Source organism: Streptomyces sp. NBC_00683 (genome assembly GCF_036226745.1).
Lineage (GTDB): Bacteria > Actinomycetota > Actinomycetes > Streptomycetales > Streptomycetaceae > Streptomyces.
Window position 1 is genome coordinate 5,603,447 of record NZ_CP109013.1, and the last position, 20,868, is coordinate 5,624,314.

Annotated in this window: 17 protein-coding genes and 1 pseudogene; 12 read left to right on the forward strand and 6 right to left on the reverse strand. The window is 71.4% G+C overall.

Going from position 1 to position 20,868, the window contains the following annotated elements:
* Positions 1 to 97: 97 nt before the first annotated feature.
* Both OG257_RS25020 and OG257_RS25025 read left to right on the forward strand, forming a co-directional pair.
* Complete coding sequence (locus OG257_RS25020) at positions 98 to 2,383, forward strand: MMPL family transporter (RefSeq protein WP_329210923.1); 2,286 nt, start codon at positions 98 to 100, stop codon at positions 2,381 to 2,383.
* A 45-nt stretch (positions 2,384 to 2,428) separates the two neighbouring features.
* Positions 2,429 to 3,481: a zinc-dependent alcohol dehydrogenase family protein gene (locus tag OG257_RS25025; RefSeq protein WP_329210925.1), complete on the forward strand. Its 1,053-nt coding sequence runs from the start codon at positions 2,429 to 2,431 to the stop codon at positions 3,479 to 3,481.
* A 4-nt stretch (positions 3,482 to 3,485) separates the two neighbouring features.
* Here the strand turns inward: OG257_RS25025 and OG257_RS25030 are convergent, their stop codons facing one another.
* Both OG257_RS25030 and OG257_RS25035 read right to left on the reverse strand, forming a co-directional pair.
* Entirely contained in the window at positions 3,486 to 3,677 is a 192-nt protein-coding gene (locus tag OG257_RS25030) for a helix-turn-helix transcriptional regulator (protein ID WP_329210927.1), read from the reverse strand.
* Positions 3,678 to 3,909: 232 nt separating this feature from the next.
* A complete protein-coding gene (locus OG257_RS25035) occupies positions 3,910 to 4,836 on the reverse strand; it encodes a sugar phosphate isomerase/epimerase family protein (protein WP_329210929.1) in 927 nt (308 codons plus the stop codon).
* Positions 4,837 to 4,952: 116 nt separating this feature from the next.
* Here OG257_RS25035 and iolC point away from each other — a divergent pair, with 116 nt between their 5' ends.
* The 5 genes from iolC to OG257_RS25060 all read left to right on the forward strand — a co-directional run bounded on the left by iolC (position 4,953) and on the right by OG257_RS25060 (position 11,350).
* Positions 4,953 to 6,068, forward strand: a complete 1,116-nt coding sequence (gene iolC, locus OG257_RS25040) for a 5-dehydro-2-deoxygluconokinase (RefSeq protein WP_329210931.1) — start codon at positions 4,953 to 4,955, stop codon at positions 6,066 to 6,068.
* Complete coding sequence (locus OG257_RS25045) at positions 6,065 to 6,952, forward strand: Cgl0159 family (beta/alpha)8-fold protein (protein ID WP_329210933.1); 888 nt, start codon at positions 6,065 to 6,067, stop codon at positions 6,950 to 6,952. Before iolC ends, OG257_RS25045 begins: the two co-directional genes overlap by 4 nt.
* A gap of 32 nt (positions 6,953 to 6,984) precedes the next feature.
* Entirely contained in the window at positions 6,985 to 7,869 is an 885-nt protein-coding gene (gene iolB, locus OG257_RS25050; RefSeq protein ID WP_329210936.1) for a 5-deoxy-glucuronate isomerase, read from the forward strand.
* Positions 7,870 to 7,944: 75 nt separating this feature from the next.
* Positions 7,945 to 9,837 (forward strand): 3D-(3,5/4)-trihydroxycyclohexane-1,2-dione acylhydrolase (decyclizing), encoded by a 1,893-nt coding sequence (iolD, locus tag OG257_RS25055; RefSeq protein ID WP_329210939.1) that lies wholly within the window; start codon positions 7,945 to 7,947, stop codon positions 9,835 to 9,837.
* Positions 9,838 to 9,850: 13 nt separating this feature from the next.
* Positions 9,851 to 11,350, forward strand: coding sequence for a CoA-acylating methylmalonate-semialdehyde dehydrogenase (locus tag OG257_RS25060; protein WP_329210941.1), 1,500 nt, complete (start codon positions 9,851 to 9,853; stop codon positions 11,348 to 11,350).
* 61 nt (positions 11,351 to 11,411) lie between these two features.
* Here OG257_RS25060 and OG257_RS25065 read toward each other — a convergent pair whose 3' ends face one another.
* Complete coding sequence (locus OG257_RS25065; protein ID WP_329210943.1) at positions 11,412 to 12,101, reverse strand: VC0807 family protein; 690 nt, start codon at positions 12,099 to 12,101, stop codon at positions 11,412 to 11,414.
* A 206-nt stretch (positions 12,102 to 12,307) separates the two neighbouring features.
* Here OG257_RS25065 and OG257_RS25070 point away from each other — a divergent pair, with 206 nt between their 5' ends.
* Positions 12,308 to 13,009: a DUF4291 domain-containing protein gene (locus OG257_RS25070; RefSeq protein WP_329210945.1), complete on the forward strand. Its 702-nt coding sequence runs from the start codon at positions 12,308 to 12,310 to the stop codon at positions 13,007 to 13,009.
* Here OG257_RS25070 and OG257_RS25075 read toward each other — a convergent pair.
* Positions 12,937 to 13,356: a GNAT family N-acetyltransferase gene (locus OG257_RS25075; protein ID WP_329210947.1), complete on the reverse strand. Its 420-nt coding sequence runs from the start codon at positions 13,354 to 13,356 to the stop codon at positions 12,937 to 12,939. The genes OG257_RS25070 and OG257_RS25075 overlap by 73 nt on opposite strands.
* 131 nt (positions 13,357 to 13,487) lie before the next feature.
* On the opposite strand from OG257_RS25075, the gene OG257_RS25080 reads away from it, so the two are divergent.
* From OG257_RS25080 to OG257_RS25095, 4 genes and pseudogenes are all read left to right on the forward strand, one after another.
* Entirely contained in the window at positions 13,488 to 16,142 is a 2,655-nt protein-coding gene (locus tag OG257_RS25080; RefSeq protein ID WP_329210949.1) for an alpha/beta fold hydrolase, read from the forward strand.
* Positions 16,139 to 17,026, forward strand: a complete 888-nt coding sequence (locus OG257_RS25085; protein ID WP_329210950.1) for an ABC transporter permease — start codon at positions 16,139 to 16,141, stop codon at positions 17,024 to 17,026. The genes OG257_RS25080 and OG257_RS25085 overlap by 4 nt, the downstream gene beginning before the upstream one ends.
* A 126-nt stretch (positions 17,027 to 17,152) precedes the next feature.
* On the forward strand, positions 17,153 to 18,742 hold the full coding sequence (locus OG257_RS25090; protein ID WP_329210952.1) for a vWA domain-containing protein: 1,590 nt from the start codon (positions 17,153 to 17,155) through the stop codon (positions 18,740 to 18,742).
* A gap of 129 nt (positions 18,743 to 18,871) precedes the next feature.
* Positions 18,872 to 19,309 (forward strand): annotated as a pseudogene (locus OG257_RS25095) (anthrone oxygenase family protein); the annotation flags it as partial.
* A 141-nt stretch (positions 19,310 to 19,450) separates the two neighbouring features.
* Here the strand turns inward: OG257_RS25095 and OG257_RS25100 are convergent.
* Both OG257_RS25100 and rhaS read right to left on the reverse strand, forming a co-directional pair.
* Positions 19,451 to 19,765, reverse strand: coding sequence for an L-rhamnose mutarotase (locus OG257_RS25100; protein ID WP_329210954.1), 315 nt, complete (start codon positions 19,763 to 19,765; stop codon positions 19,451 to 19,453).
* Positions 19,766 to 19,782: 17 nt separating this feature from the next.
* Positions 19,783 to 20,868 (reverse strand): rhamnose ABC transporter substrate-binding protein, encoded by a 1,086-nt coding sequence (rhaS, locus tag OG257_RS25105; protein ID WP_329210956.1) that lies wholly within the window; start codon positions 20,866 to 20,868, stop codon positions 19,783 to 19,785.

The window sequence follows — 20,868 nt, forward strand, 5'->3', positions numbered from 1 at the left end:
AAACGCGAGCGCTGACTCGTGTTTGCCAGTGTAAGTGGCAACGACTGACCCATGCTGCCTCGTGCTGCCCGGGTCTGGGTGAAGGGGACACCGCACCATGTCCGAAGTCAACAGCCCGGAGCGTGTCGGGGGCTGGACCCGTTTCGTCACCGCACGGCCACGGCTGGCGTTGCTGGCAGCCCTGGTCATCACGGCGCTCGCCGTGTTCGCGGGAAGCGGTGTGGCCGACCGGATGGGCAGCGGCGGCTGGGAGGACCCCGACGCCGAGTCGACCTATACGACCCAGGTGCTGGAGCGCGAGTTCCCCGCTTCGCAGCCCAATCTGCTGCTGCTCGTCGACAGCGGGAGCGCCTCTGTCGACGATCCCGCGGTCGCCGCGGAGGCTGCCCGGCTCACCGAGCGGCTGGCCGCCGAGGAGGGCATCACCGGCGTCGGCTCGTACTGGCGGAGCGCGTCCCCCGCTCTGCGCTCCGAGGACGGCCACGAAGCGATCGTCGCCGCGCGGATCGAGGGTGACGAGAAGGCCGCCGGTGAGATCCTCGACCGCATAGCACCCGCTTTCCGGGGTGTGAACGGCCCGGTGGAGGTCTCCGTCGGCGGACCCGTCGCCGTACGGCACGAAATGCAGACGATCATCCAGGACGACCTGCTGCGGGCCGAGCTCATCGCCCTGCCGGTGACGCTGGTGCTGCTGGTCATGGTCTTCGGCAGCGCGATCGCGGCCCTGCTGCCGCTCGCTGTCGGCATCGTCGCGATCCTGGGAACGAACGCGGTGCTGCGGGGCATCACCGAGTTCACCGACGTCTCGGTGTTCGCCCAGAACCTCACCACAGCTCTCGGCCTCGGACTCGCCATCGACTACGCCCTGTTCATCGTGCGCCGGTTCCGCGAGGAGCTGGCCACAGGGGCGGACACCCGTACGGCCATCGGCACCACACTGCGCACAGCGGGACGCACGGTGCTCTTCTCCGCCCTGACGGTGGCGGTGTCGCTGGCGGCGATGATGGTCTTCCCGCAGTACTTCCTGCGTTCCTTCGCCTATGCGGGCATCGCCGTGGTGCTGCTGGCCGCAGCCGCAGCCCTGATCCTGCTGCCGGCCGCGCTGATGCTGCTCGGGCCCCGGGTCAACTCGCTGGACCTTCGCCGGCTGCTGCGGCGCCGCGCCAGGGGCAAGCAGGCCGGGCCGGATGCGGCAGACAGGGCGGGCGGTGCCTCCGACGGTTCGGGCACGGGATGGGGACGCTTCGCGCTGCTGGTGATGCGCAGGGCACCGGTCTTCGCCGTCGTCACCACGGTCGGGCTCGTACTCCTGGGGCTGCCGTTCCTCGGGGTGAAGTTCGGTACGGCGGACGACCGCCAGCTGCCCGCGAGCGCCGAGTCCCGCGTCGTCCAGGAGCACATACGGGACGGCTTCCCCGGCAGTCCGGGCGGCGGCCTCGAAGTGCTCGCCGAAGGCGCGGCGACACCCGCCCAGTACGCCGACTTCCGCACCAGGATCGCCGCGCTCCCCGGGGTGCAGCGTGTGGACGGCCCGGTCGCGGGAGACGGGTCCGCGTACTTCGCCGTGCTGCCCGACGGGGAGTCCGTCGGCCAGGGCGCCCAGCAGCTCGTCCAGGATCTCCGGGCCGAGCCCGCACCGTTCGAAACCTCGGTGACCGGCACGGCGGCCGTCCTGGTCGACTCCAAGGACGCCATCGCCGACCGGCTGCCCTGGGCGGTGGGGATCATCGTCGTGGTGACCCTGCTGCTGGTCTTCCTGCTCACCGGCAGCGTGCTGATACCGATCCAGGCGGTGGTGCTCAACGCCCTGAGCCTGACCGCGATGTTCGGAGCGGTGGTCTGGGTCTTCCAGGACGGGAATCTGTCCGGGCTGCTCTCCTTCACCAGCACGGGTGACATAGAGACGACCCTGCCCGTGCTGATGTTCTGCGTCGCCTTCGGTCTCTCCATGGACTACGGCGTGTTCCTGCTCTCCCGGATCAAGGAGGAGTACGACCGCACCGGCGACCACGAGCACTCGGTGACGTTCGGACTGCGGCACACGGGCGGGCTGATCACCGCCGCCGCAGTGATCCTGGCGGTGGTGATGGTGGCCATCGGCACCTCGCGGGTGACCAACACCAAGATGCTCGGGCTCGGCATCGCGCTGGCCGTGCTGATGGACGCCATGGTGGTGCGCAGCCTCTTGGTGCCCGCGGTCATGAAGCTGATGGGCAGGGTCACCTGGTGGGCCCCCGCGCCGCTGCGCGCCTTCCACCAGAGGTTCGGGCTGAGCGAAGGGGAGTCCGCACAGGCCCCCGCCGAGGACCTGGCCGCCGAGGAGATACCCGGGACATCCCGGGCGGGGGACGAGGAGCGGGACAAGGTCACGGCCGAAGCGTAGATTCGCCGGACCCGGCAGGCGGGGCACGAGCGAAGGGCGGGGCCGATGCGGGCAGTGGTGTTCGAGGAGTTCGGGCAGGAGGCCCGTGTCCAGGACCTCCCGGATCCCGCGCCCTCCGCCGGGGGAGTCGTGGTCCGGGTCGGGGCCACCGGGCTGTGCCGGAGCGACTGGCACGGCTGGATGGGCCATGACCCGGACATCGTCCTCCCCCATGTCCCCGGTCACGAACTGGCCGGGGTGGTCGAGGCGGTGGGCTCCGGTGTGTACAACTGGCGCCTCGGGGACCGGGTCACCGTTCCCTTCGTCTGCGCCTGCGGCCACTGCGCCGCCTGCGCGGCCGGCGCCCAGCAGGTCTGCGAGAGGCAGACCCAGCCGGGCTTCAGCCACTGGGGATCGTTCGCCGAGTACGTGGCGCTGGAACAGGCCGACGTCAATCTGGTCGCCGTGCCCGAGGGCATGCCGTTCGGCACGGCGGCGGGGCTCGGATGCCGGTTCGCCACGGCGTTCCGGGCCGTGGTCGGTCAGGGCCGGGTCTCGCCGGGGGAGTGGGTCGCCGTGCACGGGTGCGGCGGGGTCGGGCTGTCGGCCGTGATGATCGCGGTGGCGTGCGGAGCCAGGGTCGTGGCCGTCGATGTCTCGCCGCACGCCCTCGAACTGGCGCGGGCCTTCGGCGCGGCGGAGTGCGTGGACGCCTCCGCGTATCCCGTCGGCGCGGACGAGGCGGTACGCGAACTGACCGGCGGCGGTGCGCATCTGTCGCTCGATGCCCTGGGTTCCCCGGTCACCTGTGCCGCTTCGGTGCGGAGCCTGCGCCGGCAGGGCCGCCACGTCCAGGTCGGGCTGCTGCCGTCGGCAGCCGGGGACCCGGTCGTGCCGATGGCACGGGTCATCGGCCTGGAGCTGGAGATTCTCGGCAGCCACGGCATGGCCGCGCACGACTACCCGCCGATGATGGACATGGTCCGGGCAGGCACCCTGCGCCCCGACCTGCTGGTGACCTCCACCATCTCTTTGGACGCCGCCCCGGCGGCGCTGGCCGCCATGGGCGGAGCGCCGGGGGCGGGCGTGACGATCATCGAACCGGCACGGGAGGAGTGAGGCCTCAGCGGCCCCGGTTGCTGGGGCGGGAGGCGACCCAGGCGAGGACCGTGTCCACGTACCAGTAGGGCTTTCCGTGCTGGACATCGTCGGGCGGGGGGAGGAGTCCGTGTTTGCGGTACGAGCGGATGGTGTCGGGCTGGACCCGGATGTGCGCGGCAATGTCCTTGTACGACCAGAGCCTTCTGTCCGTCATGAATGACACCTCTCTGTACCTCCGTACTGCGCACCGCGGCGGCGGCGGGGGCCGTCGGGGGAGCCCCGGTGCGCACGCTGACGACCACTCAGCGTCTGTCCGGCCCAACGACGGGCCGGCGGGCTGGGCTGGGGGCGTCGCGCGCCTGTGACGCAAACCCTGCGGAACGGAGATATACGTGACGAAGAAGTGACTGCTGTGACGGAGGGGGATCCAGGGAGAGCGGGAGGGATCAGGCGGAGGGCCGCGCGGGTCCGCAGCCGCGGAGGAACTCGCGGGTGCGGCGGGCGATGGGGAGGGGCTTGTCGGGCGGACACGGGTACATGTCCTGCTCGACGATCGCGAACAGGTCGGTGCCCAGGGCGCGCGCGGCCTCCAGTACGGGTTCCAGCGCGGGCACCCCGCCCGGCGGCTCACACATCACGCCGCGCGCCACTGCCGGGCCGAACGGCACCTCGTTCGCCACGACATCGGCGAGGACCACCGGATCGACCTGCTTGAGGTGGAGGTAGCCGATCCGTTCGCCGTAGGTCTCGATGAGCTTGACGCTGTCCCCGCCGCAGTACGCGTAGTGCCCGGTGTCGAGGCAGAGCGAGACCAGTTCGGGGTCGGTGGCGTCGAGGAAGCGGTTGACGTTCTCCTCGCTGTCGATGTGCGTATCGGCGTGCGGGTGCACGACGATCCGCAGTCCGTAGCGGTCCCGGACCTCGCGGCCCAGCCGCTCCGTCTGGGTGGTGAGATCGCCCCACTGCGCCGCCGTGAGCGTGCGGTCCTCCAGCACCTCGCCGCTCTTGTCGTCCCGCCAGAACGACGGGATGACCACCAGGTGTTCGGCGCCCATGGCCCGGGTGAGTGCCGCGATGCCGGCGACATGCTCCCAGGTCCGGTCCCAGACGTCAGGACCGTGGTGCAATCCGGTGAAGACGGTTCCCGCGGAGACGGTGAGGCCGCGGCGGGCGGTCTCGTCCGTGAGCCGGGCCGGATCGGTCGGCAGGTAGCCGTACGGGCCGAGCTCGATCCACTCGTAGCCCGCTTCGGAGACCTCGTCGAGGAACCGTTCCCAGGGCACCTGCTGCGGATCGTCGGGGAACCACACCCCCCATGAGTCGGGTGCCGAGCCGATGCGGATGCGAGCCGGAGCCGGTACGGAGGAGGTCATATCGCCCACCCTTCAGCCCTCGGAAGGGAGTGTCAAGAGTTCGTCCGAATGTCCGGACAAAGTGTTGACAGGGTCCCGGGTGCGGGTTAGACCTGGGGGCAGCCGAAGGGATGCGTATGCCTGAGCCGTACGACGTGATCACCATGGGGCGGATCGGGGTGGACATCTACCCACTCCAGACCGGCGTACCGCTGTCCAGGGTCGAGACCTTCGGGAAGTTCCTCGGCGGCTCGCCGACCAATGTGGCCGTCGCCGCCGCCCGCCTGGGCAGGCGCACGGCCGTGGTCACCAGGACCGGCAAGGACGCCTTCGGCGACTATCTCCACCAGGCACTGGAGGAGTTCGGAGTGGACGACCGGTGGGTGACACCCGTCGCGGAGTATCCGACCCCGGTCACCTTCTGCGAGATCTTCCCGCCCGACGACTTCCCGCTCTACTTCTACCGGCAGCCCAAGGCGCCCGACCTGGAGATCCACGCGGAGGAGCTCGACCTGGACGCGGTGCGTGCCGCGCGGGTCTTCTGGATGACCGGCACCGGGCTGTGCGCCGAACCCAGCCGCACCGCGACCCTCACCGCACTCCGTGCCCGGAGCGCTGCACGGGCGGCCGAGGACGGTGCGACACGGACGGACGGGACCCCGCGCGCCACGGTCTTCGACCTCGACTGGCGGCCCATGTTCTGGGACGGGTCCCTGACGGCCGCGCACACCTCGACCGCCCCCGCCCGCTACCGCGAGGCCCTCGCCCACGCCACGGTCGCCGTCGGCAACCTCGACGAGTGCGAGATCGCCACCGGCGAACGCGAACCGCACGCGGCCGCCCGCGCCCTGCTGGCCGCCGGGGTCGAACTCGCCGTCGTCAAACAGGGCCCCGCAGGCGTCCTCGCCGTCCACCGCGACGGCACCACCGCCCGGATCCCGCCCCTCCCCGTGGACGTCGTCAACGGGCTCGGTGCCGGGGACGCGTTCGGCGGCGCCCTCTGCCACGGGCTGCTCGCCGGCTGGGAGACGGAACGCATCATGCGCTACGCGAACGCCGCAGGGGCCATCGTCGCGTCCCGCCTCGCCTGTTCGTCCGCGATGCCGTTCCCGTACGAGGTCGAACAGGCCCTCGCCGCCGGAGCCGTCGACGGAACGGGAGCAACGGGAGAACCGGGAACCCCCGGAACCCCCGGAACCCCCGGAACCTCGGGAGCGACCACTGAGACCGGAGCCACCGGAGCCGCCCCATGACACCGCCCGCCTCCTCCGTCGCCGATCTCGTCCGGCTGCGCACCCACCACCCCGAGGCCGTCGCCGAGGCAGCCGCCCGACGGGGCAGGCGTCCCCTGGTCGGCGCCACGGGGCGCCTGATGATCATCGCGGCGGACCATCCCGCCCGCGGTGCCCTGGCCGTGGGCGAGGACGAACTCGCCATGGCCAACCGCTTCGACCTCCTGGAACGGCTCTGCCTCGCCCTCTCGCGACCGGGCGTCGACGGGGTCCTCGCCGGCGCCGACGTCCTCGACGACCTGCTGCTGCTCGGAGCCCTGGAGGACAGGGTCGTCATCGGCTCCATGAACCGCGGCGGTCTCGCGGGAGCCGCCTTCGAGCTCGACGACCGCTTCACCGGCCACCGCCCCGTCGACCTCGCCCGGTACGGCTTCGACGCGGGCAAGCTCCTGCTGAGAATCGACTACGGCGACCCCGGCTCCCTGGACACCCTCCACACCGCCGCCCGCACCGTCGACGCGATGGCGGCCCACCGGCTGCCCGTGTTCGTGGAGCCGTTCCTGTGCCACCGCACCGACGGCAGGCTCCGCACCGATCTGGGAGCAGCAGCCGTCACCACCTCCATCGCCATCGCCTCGGGGCTGGGCGGCACCTCCGCGTACACCTGGCTCAAGGTCCCCGTCACCGAGAACCCCGACGACATGGCACGGGTGATGGAGACCTCGACGCTCCCCGCCGTCCTGCTCGGCGGCGAGGTCAAGGGAGACCTGGACGGCGCGTACGAGAAATGGCGCGGGGCGCTGCGACTGCCGACCGTTCAGGGACTGGTCGTCGGTCGCTCGCTGCTCTATCCGGCCGACGGGGACGTGGCGGGCGCGGTCGACACCGCCGTGGGACTTCTGTGAGCGACGCGCAGGGATACGGGTAGGGATGGAGCATGACGACGCGCGACGAGCAACAGCGGTACCACCTCCGGGCCGGCGACGCCGCGAGCGGCCCCTACGCCCTCCATATCGACCCGAAGCGGGCCGGATGGGACCGGTCGAGTCTGCGTGTACTGGAGCTCGAGCCCGGTGGTGTTCATACCTTGGTAACCGGGGAGAGCGAGTGGGTCGTTCTGCCGTTGGCCGGTGGCTGTACGGTGCACACGGCGGATGATGTATTCGAACTCGCGGGCAGGGAAAGCGTGTTCAGTTCGGTGACGGATTTCGCCTATCTACCGCGTGACGCCCGCGCACAGATCGCCTCCGGCGCAGGAGGCCGCTTCGCCCTGGCAGGAGCGAAGTGCGAGCGACGACTCCCCGCTCGCTACGGCCCCGCGCCGGAGGTACCGGTCGAGCTCCGCGGTGCCGGGAACTGCTCGCGCCAGGTCAACAACTTCGCCGCCGCGGACACGTTCGAGTGCGACCGCCTCATCGCCGTCGAGGTCCTGACCCCCGGCGGCAACTGGTCCTCGTACCCGCCCCACAAGCACGACGAGCACCACCCCGGTGTCGAGTCGGAGCTGGAGGAGATCTACTACTTCGAGGTCGAGGACGACGGCCTCGGCTACCACCGGGTGTCGCCGTCCCGCGCAGGCGGTACGGACGTCCTCGCCGAGGTGGCCACCGGTGACGCCGTCCTCATTCCCGACGGCTGGCACGGCCCGTCCATCGCCCCGCCCGGCCGCACCCTCTACTACCTGAACGTGATGGCGGGCCCGGGGGAGCAGCGCGAGTGGCTGATCCGCGACCACCCCGGCCACAGCTGGATCCGCGAGACCTGGCCGGCCCAGCCCGTCGACCCACGGCTTCCGCTCCACGGTCCGGAGGCCGTCCAGTGACCCCGGCGCTTCCGCTCCACGGTCCGGAGGCCGTCCAGTGACCCCACCACGCACTCCCGGCCCGGAGGCAAGCCGTTGACCACGTCGCACGCCACCCGCAGACTCACCACCGCGCAGGCCCTCGTCGCCTTCCTGGCCCGCCAGTACACCGAGCGTGACGGCCGCCGCCAGCGGCTGATCAGCGCCACCTGGGGCATCTTCGGCCATGGGAACGTCGCGGGCATCGGCCAGGCACTCGTCGAGTCCGGCTCCGCGATGCCCTACTTCCAGGGCCGCAGCGAACAGGCCATGGTGCACGCCGCCGTCGGATACGCCCGCCAGTCGGGCCGGCTCTCCGCGCACGCCGTCACGACCTCCATCGGCCCCGGCGCCACCAACCTCGTCACGGGTGCCGCCCTCGCCACCGTCAACCACCTCCCGGTCCTGCTGCTGCCCGGCGACACCTTCGCGACCCGCCCCGCCGACCCCGTACTGCAGCAGCTCGAAGTGCCGCACGCGGGCGATGTCTCGGTCAACGACTGCCTGCGCCCCGTCTCCCGCTACTTCGACCGGATCACCCGCCCCGAGGCGCTGATCCCGGCCGCCCTGCAGGCCATGCGGACCCTCGCCGACCCGGCGGACACCGGCGCCGTCACGCTCGCGCTGCCGCAGGACGTGCAGGCCGAGGCGTACGACTGGCCGGCGGAGTTCTTCGCCGAACGCGTCTGGCACGTGCGCAGGCCCGCCCCCGACCTGGCCGAACTCGAACAGGCGGTCCGGGCCGTCCGCACCGCGCGCCGCCCCCTGATCGTCGCGGGCGGCGGCGTCCACCACAGCGCGGCGCAGGAGACCCTCGCCGCCTTCGCCGCGGCCACCCGGATCCCCGTCGCCTCCACCCAGGCCGGCAAGGGCTCCCTGCGCCACGACCACCCCGCCGACGTGGGCGGCATCGGCCACACCGGCACCGCCACCGCCGACGACCTGGCCCGCGAGGCGGACCTCGTGATCGGGATCGGCACCCGCTACACGGACTTCACCACCGCGTCAGGCACTCTCTTCGCCGACCCGGCGGTCCGCTTCCTCAACCTCAACATCACCGGCTTCGACGCCCACAAGCTCGCCGCCCTCCCGCTCGTCGCGGACGCCCGGACCTCCCTCGAAGCCCTCGGCGCCGCGCTCGCCGCACGCGGTTACCACGTCGACGCCGCCTACGAGACCGAGTACACCGACGCCAAGGACCGCTGGGAACAGCGCGTCGACGTGGCCTTCACCGCCGACGACCCGGACGCCCGCCCCACCCAGGCCCAGGTGCTCGGACTGCTCGACGCCCTCGTCACCGAGGACGACATCCTGATCAACGCGGCGGGCTCGCTCCCCGGCGACCTCCACAAGCTGTGGCGGACCCGCTCCCCGCAGCAGTACCACGTCGAGTACGGCTACTCCTGCATGGGATACGAGATCCCGGCAGCCCTCGGCGTCCAGCTCGCCGCCCCCGGCCGCCCCGTCTGGGCCCTGGTCGGCGACGGTACGTATCTGATGAACCCCACCGAGATCGTCACCGCCGTGCAGCAGGGCCTGCCCATCAAGCTCGTCATCCTGCAGAACCACGGGTACGCGTCCATCGGCGGCCTCTCCGAGTCCGTCGGCGGCGAACGCTTCGGTACGGCCTACCGGCACCGCGCCGCGGACGGCGGCTTCACCGGCACCCCGCTCCCCGTCGACCTCGCGGCCAACGCGGCCTCGCTCGGCATGCGCGTGCTGCGCGCGAACTCCGTGAAGGACCTGCGTCACGCCCTCGCCGAGGCACGCGGCGCGGACCGTCCCACTTGTGTCTACGTCGAGACCGAAACGCCAGACACAGTGTCGGGGCCCCCTCCCGCACAGGCGTGGTGGGATGTTCCTGTGGCCGAGACCGCGACCCGCCCGTCGGCGGTGGAGGCACGCAAGGAGTACGACCGGCAGACCGCTGCCCGACGCCGACACCTCTGAAGGAGACCCCGTCATGAAGACCGTCAACCACTGGATCGGTGGCAAGACCGTCGAGGGCACGTCGGGCAACTACGGGCCGGTCACCGACCCGGCGACCGGCGCCGTCACGACCCAGGTCGCACTCGCCTCGGCCGAGGAGGTCGACGCCGCGGTCGCCGCCGCGAAGAGCGCGTACGAGACCTGGGGCACGTCCTCCCTCGCGGCCCGCACCGCCGTCCTCTTCCGCTACCGGGCCCTGCTGGACGCCCACCGCGACGACATCGCCGCGCTGATCACGGCCGAGCACGGCAAGGTCCACTCCGACGCGCTCGGCGAGGTCGCGCGCGGCCTGGAGATCGTCGAGCTGGCCTGCGGCATCACGACCCAGCTCAAGGGCGAGCTGTCCACCCAGGTCTCCAGCCGGGTCGACGTCTCCTCGATCCGCCAGTCGATCGGCGTCGTCGCGGGCATCACCCCGTTCAACTTCCCGGCCATGGTGCCGATGTGGATGTTCCCGCTGGCCATCGCCTGCGGCAACACCTTCGTCCTCAAGCCCAGCGAGAAGGACCCCTCGGCCGCCAACCTGCTGGCCGAACTGGCCGCCGAGGCGGGCCTGCCCGACGGCGTCCTGAACGTCCTGCACGGTGACAAGGTCGCCGTCGACGGCCTCCTGGCCCACCCCGACGTCGCTGCCGTCTCCTTCGTCGGCTCCACCCCGATCGCCCGCTACATCCACGCCACGGCCTCCGCGAACGGCAAGCGCGTCCAGGCGCTCGGCGGCGCGAAGAACCACATGCTGGTCCTCCCGGACGCAGACCTGGACGCCGCGGCCGACGCCGCCGTGTCGGCCGCGTACGGCTCCGCCGGCGAGCGCTGCATGGCCATCTCCGCCGTCGTCGCCGTGAGTTCCGTCGCCGACGACCTGGTGGCCCGGATCAAGGAGCGCGCCGAAAAGATCAAGATCGGCCCGGGCAACGACCCCACGTCCGAGATGGGCCCGCTGATCACCGCCGCCCACCGCGACAAGGTCGCCGGCTACGTCACCGGCGCCGCCGCCCAGGGCGCCGACGTCGTCCTCGACGGCACGGGCCACACGGTCGAGGGCTTCGAGGACGGCCACTGGATCGGCCTGTCCCTCCTCGACCACGTCTCCACGGACTCCGACGCCTACCGGGACGAGATCTTCGGCCCGGTCCTGTGCGTCCTGCGCGTCGACACGTACGAAGAGGGTGTCGCCCTCATGAACGCCTCGCCGTTCGGCAACGGCACCGCGATCTTCACCCGCGACGGCGGCGCGGCCCGCCGCTTCCAGCTGGAGATCGAGGCCGGCATGGTCGGCGTCAACGTCCCGATCCCGGTGCCGGTGGGCTACCACTCCTTCGGCGGCTGGAAGGACTCCCTCTTCGGGGACCACCACATCTACGGCAACGACGGCGTGCACTTCTACACCCGCGGCAAGGTCGTCACCACCCGCTGGCCCGACCCGGCCGACGCCCCGTCCGGCGTGGACCTCGGCTTCCCCCGCAACCACTGACACACCCACGCACCGCCTCCGCCCCCGCCCGGACGCACCGGGCGGGGGCGGAGGCGTCGGGTCAGACGCCCTTGCGGGTCTCCTCCTCGATCATCCGCACCATCGGGACGACCGCCAGCGGGCCGGAGACGATGAACGTCAGCGTGATCGTCACCGACACGATCACCGCACCGAGCCAGACCATCGTGTCCACCGGCACCGTGTAGGCACCCACCACCCGCACCACGCACTCGGCCAGCAGCGCCGCACCCCACAGCACCGAGAACCGCCGCTCGGCCCGCCGGAATCGGTCCGACCCTGCCGACAACCGCTCCCGGGCGGCATCGCGGTCCGCCCGCCCCCGGGTCAGCCACGGCCCCAGGACCGAGGACATCAACGGGCGTCCCCGCAGCGCCGACACCAGGACCACGAGCCCGATCGTGCTGCTCACCCCGCTGTCCTTGGCCAGCATCAGCCGCGCGTCCCCGGTCACCGTGCTGAGCAGCAGCCCCACCACGCTCACCGCGAGGATCAGACCCGCCAGGGCATTGATCCTGCGGTCCCGCACCCACCCCCACACGATGCGTCCCGCGGGCAGCACACTGCTGACCGCCAGCGCCCCCAGGGTTCCCATCCCCGCCGCCCTCAGCAGGTAGTACGCGGCGATCGGCGCCCCGGCGTCCAGGACCAGCGGCGCGAAGCCCGCCAGCAGCGCCTTGCGGGGGCCCGCGGCGACAGGAGCAGGGGCGGGAACGGTGGCCGTGGTGGTCATGACGGGGTTCCTTCCAGGGGTACGGACTCGGGACCGGGGCGGTTTCGACGCCCGCTCCCGACACCCACACTCTGGCCGCCGGGGCACGGTGCGCGGCAGGGCCCGGCGTCCTGACCTCCGTATGACAGATGTCAGCAGCCGTACATGACAGGGCAGTCGGGGAAATCCGCTGGCCCGCCCGGCGTGCGGGGTGCTGGGATGGCGCCATGACCGCATCCGCGCCCGACCGCGAACTGCCGGTTCCTCAGCACGAGATCCGCGCACAGCACACCGCCACCACAGTGACCGTCTACCAGGCGTACCCGCCCTCCATCGGCCTCCCGGCCGCCCGCGACGGACGCTTCCCCGCCGTCTGGAAGCGCGACCGCATGACCTGGATCAAGCCGAGCTTCCTGTGGATGATGTACCGCTGCGGCTGGGCCACGAAGCAGGACCAGGAGACGGTCCTGGCCGTCGAGATCGCCCGCGAGGGCTTCGACCAGGCCCTCGACGGAGCCGAACTCTCCCACTACGTCGAGGGCGTTCACCCCGACCACGCCACCTGGCGCCGCAACCTGCGCCGCGCCCCGGCCCGGGTCCAGTGGGACCCCGAACGGGACCTCCACCTCGACCGGCTCCCGTACCGCTCCCTCCAGCTCGGCCTCTCCGGTGAGGCGTCGCGCCGCTACGCCGACGAGTGGACGGTCTCCATCCGGGACGTCACGCCGCTCGCCCGGGAGATCCACGGGCTGGTGCGGGCGGGACAGGACGACGCGGCGACCGCGCTGCTGCCCCGGGAGCTGCCCTACAGCCCCGGCGGCGCCCAGCCGGTTCCCGGTCTCCGCGCGGACCGCTTTCAGCGCGGACCGTCGAACTCCCACGCCAGCATGGCGAACACACCGTCGTCGACCGCCCCCGCCGAGCCGTAGGTGGCAAGAGCGGCCTCGTTGTCGCGGTCCACGCCCACCCACATCCCGTAGCAGCCGCGCTCCCGGGCCTCGGCCGCCAGGGCGTCCGTCAGCGCCCGGCCGATGCCGCGGCGGCGGTGGGCCTCGTCCACCGCGAGTTCGTACAGGCACATCTCCGAGCCCTTGTCCGGGTGCAGCATCTCGACGCCGGAGACGAACCCCGCCGGTGCCCCGTCCACGTACGCGATCAGCATCAGGTGCCCGCCCGCCGCCAGGAAGCGGGACGCCCACTTCGGGGTCGCGGGACCGTCGTACAGGTGCGAGGCCGCGAGGAGCTCCGCGGTGGTGGTGGCGCGGCGGATGTCCATGGACGTGCCCTTCGTGACGGTGATGTACCACGTACGGAGTACGGGGCGGTCCTGCTGTACCTCTCAGGGATGCGGGGTACCTCACCCTGGCGGCACCTCGGGGCCCGGCGCGCGCCCTTTAGGGTCGAGTCATGGAGAAACCGACTTCCCGGTGGCGGCTGCTGCCCCGTACCCGAGGCCGGTGGGCCGCGGTGCTCGCCGTGCTGGCCGTCCTCGCGGGTGCCGGTACCTGGACCGCCGTTGCCGACGACAGTGTGCCGTCCGTGCACCGCGAGGACCGGATGATGCGGATGAACGGGGTGTCCGTCGACACCTCGTACTTCACGACCGGTGGTTCGCAGCGCAGGCCCGCCGTCCTCATCGGGCACGGCTTCGGCGGCAGCAAGAACGATGTGCGCGCCCAGGCCGAGAAGCTGGCCGCCGACGGGTACGCCGTGATGACCTGGTCGGCCCGCGGGTTCGGGAGGACCAGCGGGGAGATCACGCTCAACGCCCCCGACGGCGAGGTCAAGGACGTCTCGGGGCTCATCGACTGGCTGGCGGGCAGGCCCGAGGTGGAGCTCGACGCCAAGGGCGACCCGCGGGTCGGGGTCACCGGCGCCTCGTACGGGGGCGCGGTGTCGCTCCTCGCCGCCGGCTACGACAAGCGGGTCGACGCCATCGCCCCGATGATCACCTACTGGAACCTGGCCGACGCCCTCTTCCCCGACGGAGTGTTCAAGAAGCTCTGGGCCGGGATCTTCGTCACCACCGGCGGCGGCTGCCAGAAGTTCGAGAAGCAGCTGTGCGACATGTACGAGCGGGTCGCCGTCAGCGGCACACCGGACGCGGCCGCGCGTGAGCTCCTGACGGAACGTTCCCCCGTCGCCGTGGCCGACCGCATCGACGTGCCCGCACTCATCGTGCAGGGCCAGAGCGACTCCCTCTTCCCGCTCGGCCAGGCCGACGCCATGGCCAGGGCCATCAGCAAGAACGGCGCCCCCGTCTCCGTCGACTGGATCGCGGGCGGACACGACGGCGGCGACATGGAGGGCGACCGCGTCCAGAACAGGATCGGCGCGTGGTTCGACCGGTACCTGAAGGACGACAAGGGCGCCGACACCGGCCCCGCCTTCCGCGTCACCCGCACCGGAGGAATCGACTCCACCGACGGGGCGGCCCTCAAGCGCGGCGCGGACGGCGACACCTACCCGGGCCTGGTCAGCGGCGGCGAGCAGATCGCACTCGGCGGCGAGCGGCGGACCCAGACGTTCCGTAACCCCGCGGGGGCCAACCCGCCCTCCGTCTCGGCCCTTCCCGGCATCGGCGGCGGGCTCTCCCAGCTGTCCTCCCTCGGCGTCGGCCTCTCCCTAGACTTCCCCGGGCAGTACGCGCGCTTCGACTCCGCCCCACTGGACAAGTCCCTCCGCGTCACCGGCTCACCCACGGTCCGCGTGAACGTGAAGGCGGACCGGGGCGACGCCGTGCTGTTCGGCAAGGTGTACGACGTCTCACCGGACGGGAAGCAGCAGGTGCTGCCCTCCCAGCTCGTCGCGCCCTACCGGATCGCCCCCGAGGAGCAGGGGAAGCCCGTCGAACTGGCCCTGCCCGCCATCGACCACGAAGTGGACTCCGGGCACCGGCTCCGCCTCGTCCTCTCCGCGACCGACCTCGGCTACGCGTCACCCGCCGAGCCGGCCACGTACACCGTCTCCCTCGACGGGCCCCTGACCGTCCCCACCGCGCCCGCCGTCAGGACCGCGGCGGCCACCCTGCCCTGGTGGACGTGGGGGCTCCCCGCCGCGGCCGTGGTGATCGCCGCCGTACTCCTGCTCACCGCACGCAGGCGCACCGCGACCCCCGCACCCGACCCGGCACTCGAGGACGTACCGCTGCGGATCACGGACCTGTCCAAGAAGTACGCCAAGTCCTCGGACCGGTACGCCGTACGCGACCTCGGCTTCCAGGTCGAGAAGGGCCAGGTGCTCGGCCTCCTCGGACCGAACGGCGCCGGCAAGACCACCACGCTGCGCATGCTGATGGGGCTCATCACCCCCGACGCCGGAGAGATCCGGGTCTTCGGGCACGCCATCCGGCCCGGCGCCCCCGTGCTGTCACGGGTCGGCTCCTTCGTCGAGGGCGCCGGCTTCCTGCCGCACCTGTCGGGCCGCGCCAACCTCGAGCTGTACTGGCAGGCCACCGGACGGCCCGCCGAGGACTCGCACATCGACGACGCCCTGGAGATCGCCGGACTCGGCGACGCCCTGGCCCGTGCCGTGCGCACCTACTCGCAGGGCATGAGGCAGCGGCTGGCCATCGCCCAGGCCATGCTCGGCATGCCGGACCTGCTCATCCTCGACGAACCGACCAACGGCCTCGACCCGCCCCAGATCCGCGAGATGCGGGACGTGATGATCCGGTACGCGGCCGGGGGCCGCACCGTCATCGTCTCCAGCCACCTCCTGTCCGAGGTCGAACAGTCCTGCACCCACCTCGTGGTCATGGACCGGGGCCGGCTCGTCCAGGCGGGCCCCGTCGCCGAGATCACCGGCTCGGGGGACATGCTGCTCGTCACCACCGCGGACGAGGTCACGGAACCCCTCGTGGACAAGGTGGCAGCTTTGCCAGGCATCGGCTCCGCCGTCCGCGTGGGCGACGGCCACGGACTGCTGGTCCGCCTCGACGGCACCACAGCGGACCGGCTGGTCGCCGACCTGGTCCGTCTCGACGTACCGGTGACGGGTGTCGGGCCGCACCGCCGCCTGGAGGACGCGTTCCTCACCCTCATCTCCGGAGGATCCGCATGAGCTCCGCCACCGAAGTCCGGGGCCACGCCGAAGCCCCCGGCTACCACGCCCGCCGCACCCTGCCCCTGCGCGTCGAAGCGATGCGGCAGCTCCGCAGGCGCCGCACCCTGCTCATGGGCGGGGTGCTGGCCGCCCTGCCGTTCATCCTGATCATCGCCTTCGCGATCGGCGGCACCCCGGGCGGCGAAGGGGGCGGCGGCGGGGGCGGCTCGCGGATCAACCTCATGGACGTCGCCACCGAGTCCGCGGCGAACTTCGCCGCGACCTGCCTGTTCGTCTCCGCCGGCTTCCTGCTGGTGGTGCCGGTGGCGCTGTTCTGCGGCGACACCGTCGCCTCCGAGGCGAGCTGGTCCTCGCTGCGCTACCTGCTGGCGGCACCCGTACCCCGCTCCCGGCTGCTGTGGAGCAAGCTCGTCGTGGCGCTCGGCTTCAGCCTGGCGGCGATGGTGCTGCTGCCGGTCGTCGCACTGGCCGCGGGAGCCGCCGCGTACGGCTGGGGTCCGCTCCAGCTGCCCACCGGCGGAGCGCTCGGCACCGCCGACACCGTGCCGCGCCTCGCACTCGTCGTCGGGTTCATCTTCGTGTCCCAACTCGTCACCGCGGGACTGGCGTTCTGGCTGTCGACCAAGACCGACGCCCCGCTCGGCGCGGTCGGCGGCGCGGTCGGCCTGACCATCGTCGGCAACGTCCTGGACGCCGTCACCGCGCTCGGCTCCTGGCGGGACTTCCTGCCCGCGCACTGGCAGTTCGCCTGGGCCGACGCCCTCCAGCCCGATCTTGAATGGAGCGGAATGGCGAAGGGCGCAGCCATCTCGGTGACGTATGCCCTGATTCTGTTCGCGTTCGCGTTCCGGGGGTTCAGTCGTAAGGACATCGTGTCCTGACCTTGACGTTCCGCCCCGCCGTCGCACGCTGTTGCCGCATCGAGACGGATCCGCAACACATTCGTCCGATCCTGACAGGCGCCCCGTACGTCACATTCACAGATGTCGACGACGTGGGGGGTACGGATGCAACGCCTGACAAGGACTCATCAGGGTGCGCTGGTTCTGCTGCTGGCGGGCGGGATGCTGCTGACCGGCTGCGGCGGATCGGGCAACGAGTCCGCCGCGGACAAGACCAGTGGCAGCGGCGGACCGCGCGGCGTGCAGCCCGCGCCCGCGGCGCCGTCCGCCGCACCGGAGCAGCAGGAGGACGGTGCGCAGAGCAAGGAGGACGGCGATACGCGGGAGGTCGCGCCGCCCGACTACCTGTCGACCTTCGCCCTGGACGTGGACACCGCCAGCTACGGCTACGCGCGCCGTCTGCTCGGCGACGGGAAGATGCCCGCGTCGGAGACCGTGCGGCCGGAGGAGTTCGTCAACAGTTTCCGGCAGGGCTACGAGCGGCCGAAGGGCAACGGCTTCTCGGTGAACGTCGACGGCGCGGCGGTCGGCGCCGGGGCCGCCGACTGGTCGCTCGTACGGGTCGGCCTGGCGACCGGGGCCGCCACCGACGCGGGGGAACGCCCGCCCGCCGCACTGACCTTCGTCGTCGACATCTCCGGATCGATGGCCGAACCGGGCCGTCTCGACCTGGCGAAGAAGTCGCTGGGCATCCTCACCGACGAGCTGCGCGACGACGACTCCGTCTCCCTGGTCACGTTCAGCGGGGAGGCCGAGACCCGGCTGGCGATGACCCGGCTCGGCGGCAACCGCACCAAGATCCGGGACGCCGTCGACGAGCTGGAACCCGCGGACTCCACCAATGTGGCAGCCGGCGTCGAGCGGGGCTACGACGAGGCGGTCAAGGGCCACCGCAAGGGTGCCAACAACCGCGTCGTCCTGCTCTCCGACGCGCTCGCCAACACCGGTGAGACCGACGCCGACGCGATCCTGGAACGGATCGGCGACGCACGCAAGGAATTCGGGATCACCCTGTTCGGCGTCGGCGTCGGCAGCGACTACGGCGACGCGCTGATGGAACGCCTCACCAACAAGGGCGACGGCAACACCACCTACGTCGGCGACGAGACCCAGGCCAGGAAGGTCTTCGTCGACCAGCTGCCCGCCCATGTCGAACTGCGGGCCCGCGACGCCAAGGCCCAGGTTTCCTTCGACCGCAAGACCGTCAAGCAGTTCAAGCTCATCGGCTACGAGAACCGCAAGGTCGCCGACGAGGACTTCCGCGACGACAGCGTCGACGGCGGCGAGGTCGGCCCCGGCCACACCGTGACGGCGCTCTACGCCGTACGCCTGCGCGACGGTGCCTCCGGGCACGTGGCGACGGCGACGGTGCGCTGGCTGGACCCGAAGACGCGGAAGGCGTACGAGGAGACCGGTTCGGTGGGGACCGGCGCGATCGACGACAGGCTCTGGGGCGGTGACAACCCTCGGCTCCAGGTGACGGCGGTGGCCGCGTACTTCGCGGACGTGCTGCGCGGCGGCGACCTGCCCGGCACCCCCACGCTTGCCGAACTCGCCACCCGGGCGGGCAAGTTGGCGGACAGCACCGAGGACAGCTCGGTGGCGAAGCTGGCGACGGCGATCGAACAGGCCGAAGGGATGAGGAGCGGCGACGAGGAGAAGCCGGCCGGCGACGGGGAGGGCGAGCTCGGCTGACCGGGAGACGGGGCCCGCACGGAGGTGCGGGCCCCGCCTCCGGCTCACACGGAGGCTGCGCGCCGCGCGGCTCGTACGGACGTGCGGAAAACCCTGTACGAGCCCCGCGCCCGCGTCATCATGAGCCGCATGTCCTTCGTGCTCATGCTGGCCGCCGTGCTCACAGCCGGCCTCTATGCCGGCTTCATGCTGACGTTCCTGATCGCGATCATGCCCGGCCTCGCGGCCCTGCCGGACGATCAGTTCACCTCAGCGATGCGCCGCTTCAACGAGAAGGTGCCCGGACCGTCCTTCCTCGTCCTCTTCGCCGGGGTGATCGTCTTCCCGGCCGCCGTGCTCATCGCGGGGACGTCCCACTGGCCGACGGTCCTCGGCGCGCTCCTCTGCGCCGTCGTCGGCCACCTGATCACGATCGCCGGCAACATCCCGCTGAACACGGCTCTCGCCGGGGCGGAGGGCGGCGACGACAGCGCGGCGCGCACCGCGTTCGAGTCCCGGTGGAACAGCCTCCACCAGGCCCGGACCGCGCTCTCGCTCGCCGCCTTCGTCCTGCTCGTGGTGGCTGTCCTGCAGTCCGGACCGTCCTGTAGTCCGGACCTCCGGAGAGCGGGCGTACAGGCGGTGGCGCCCGTACAGTTGCTGGCCGCTGCCGGCATGCCGGGGCCGGGACCCCCCTGACGAGGAGCCCCGGCCCTGACCGGGCAGACCCTAGGCGAGGTGGAAGACCTCCGTCAGCGGGGCCATCGCCTCGTCCGGCGCCTCGGGCTGCTCGAAGAACTCCGCCATCTCCCGCTGCCACCGGGCGTTGACCTCGGTCGCGGCCATCGCCTCACGTGCCGCGTCGAAGTCCTCCGTCTCCAGGTAGCCGACGAGGAGACCGTCCTCGCGCAGGAAGAGCGAGTAGTTGTGCCAGCCGGCCTCCGACAGCGCGGCGAGCATCTCCGGCCACACCGCGGCGTGCCGCTCGCGGTACTCGTCCTTGCGGTCCTCGCGGACCTTCAGCAGAAAACAGACTCGCTGCATGAAGAGGGCTCCCGCGCTCAGAAGTCGAACTCGTCGATGTTCTTCGAGTCGAAGACCGTGGGCTCGCCGAGGATGACCTCGCCGTCCTTGCCGATCGTGTACTCGCCGAGCTTGCCCGCCTTGAACTTCTCGCCCTCCGCGCCGGTGATCTGACCCGACGCCAGGGCGGCGGCGGCGTACGAGCCGAGGTAGCCGAGCTCCTCCGGGTTCCACAGCGAGAACTGCTCGACGGTGCCGTCCTTGACGTACTTGCGCATCTGGTTCGGCGTCCCCAGGCCGTTGAGGACGACCTTCCCCTTGTACGAGGAGTCGCTCAGGTAGCGTGCCGCGGCGGCGATGCCGACCGTCGTGGGCGAGATGATGCCCTTGAGGTCGGGGTAGGCCTGCATGAGGCCCTGCGTCTGCTGGAACGACTTCTGGTCCGCGTCGTCGCCGTACGCGACCTTGACGAGCTCCATGCCCTTGTACTTGGGGAGCTTGAGCTCCTCCTTCATGAACTCGATCCAGGTGTTCTGGTTGGTCGCGTTCTGGGTGGCCGAGAGGATCGCGACCTTGCCCTTGTAGTTCAGCTGCTCGCCGAGGTGCTGGACCAGGCTGCGGCCGATCTCCTCGGAGCTGGCCTGGTTGATGAAGAGCTGACGGCAGTCCTTCGCCGTGTCGGAGTCGTACGCGACGACCTTGATGTCCTTCTTCATGGCCTGCTTGAGCGGGCCGCACACCGCGTTGGGGTCGTTCGCCGCGACGAGGATGGCGTCCTGGCGCTGCTGGATCAGGGTGTTGATGTAACTGACCTGCGAGGAGGCGCTGGCGTCGGACGGGCCGACCTCCTTGCCCGTGCCGCCGTACTCCTTCGCCGCGGCGATGCCCGCCTCGTCGACGATCTTCTCGTACGGGTTGTTGATCTGCTTGGGCAGGAAGGCGATCTTCAGGCCCTTCTTCAACGGTGCGCTCGGGTCGGCCTTCGCGGAGCCGGCGGCCTTCTCGCCACCGGTGTCCTTGCTGTCCTTCGTGGTGCCGGAACAGGCGGTGAGGGCGAGCGCGAGGGAGACGGCGGTGGCGGCGGTCGCGACGGCGCGGCGCCCAGCGGCATTGCGGAGCATCAT

Bases quoted from the DNA above. Each gene is read 5' to 3' on its own strand.
- OG257_RS25035 (WP_329210929.1), bottom strand. From the start codon at position 4,836: ATGACCTCCTCCGTACCGGCTCCGGCTCGCATCCGCATCGGCTCGGCA.
- iolC (WP_329210931.1), top strand. From the start codon at position 4,953: ATGCCTGAGCCGTACGACGTGATCACCATGGGGCGGATCGGGGTGGAC.
- OG257_RS25075 (WP_329210947.1), bottom strand. From the start codon at position 13,356: ATGGACATCCGCCGCGCCACCACCACCGCGGAGCTCCTCGCGGCCTCG.
- OG257_RS25060 (WP_329210941.1), top strand. From the start codon at position 9,851: ATGAAGACCGTCAACCACTGGATCGGTGGCAAGACCGTCGAGGGCACG.
- OG257_RS25065 (WP_329210943.1), bottom strand. From the start codon at position 12,101: ATGACCACCACGGCCACCGTTCCCGCCCCTGCTCCTGTCGCCGCGGGC.
- OG257_RS25080 (WP_329210949.1), top strand. From the start codon at position 13,488: ATGGAGAAACCGACTTCCCGGTGGCGGCTGCTGCCCCGTACCCGAGGC.
- OG257_RS25090 (WP_329210952.1), top strand. From the start codon at position 17,153: ATGCAACGCCTGACAAGGACTCATCAGGGTGCGCTGGTTCTGCTGCTG.
- iolB (WP_329210936.1), top strand. From the start codon at position 6,985: ATGACGACGCGCGACGAGCAACAGCGGTACCACCTCCGGGCCGGCGAC.
- OG257_RS25025 (WP_329210925.1), top strand. From the start codon at position 2,429: ATGCGGGCAGTGGTGTTCGAGGAGTTCGGGCAGGAGGCCCGTGTCCAG.
- OG257_RS25070 (WP_329210945.1), top strand. From the start codon at position 12,308: ATGACCGCATCCGCGCCCGACCGCGAACTGCCGGTTCCTCAGCACGAG.
- OG257_RS25030 (WP_329210927.1), bottom strand. From the start codon at position 3,677: ATGACGGACAGAAGGCTCTGGTCGTACAAGGACATTGCCGCGCACATC.
- OG257_RS25045 (WP_329210933.1), top strand. From the start codon at position 6,065: ATGACACCGCCCGCCTCCTCCGTCGCCGATCTCGTCCGGCTGCGCACC.
- OG257_RS25100 (WP_329210954.1), bottom strand. From the start codon at position 19,765: ATGCAGCGAGTCTGTTTTCTGCTGAAGGTCCGCGAGGACCGCAAGGAC.
- OG257_RS25085 (WP_329210950.1), top strand. From the start codon at position 16,139: ATGAGCTCCGCCACCGAAGTCCGGGGCCACGCCGAAGCCCCCGGCTAC.
- OG257_RS25020 (WP_329210923.1), top strand. From the start codon at position 98: ATGTCCGAAGTCAACAGCCCGGAGCGTGTCGGGGGCTGGACCCGTTTC.
- rhaS (WP_329210956.1), bottom strand. From the start codon at position 20,868: ATGATGCTCCGCAATGCCGCTGGGCGCCGCGCCGTCGCGACCGCCGCC.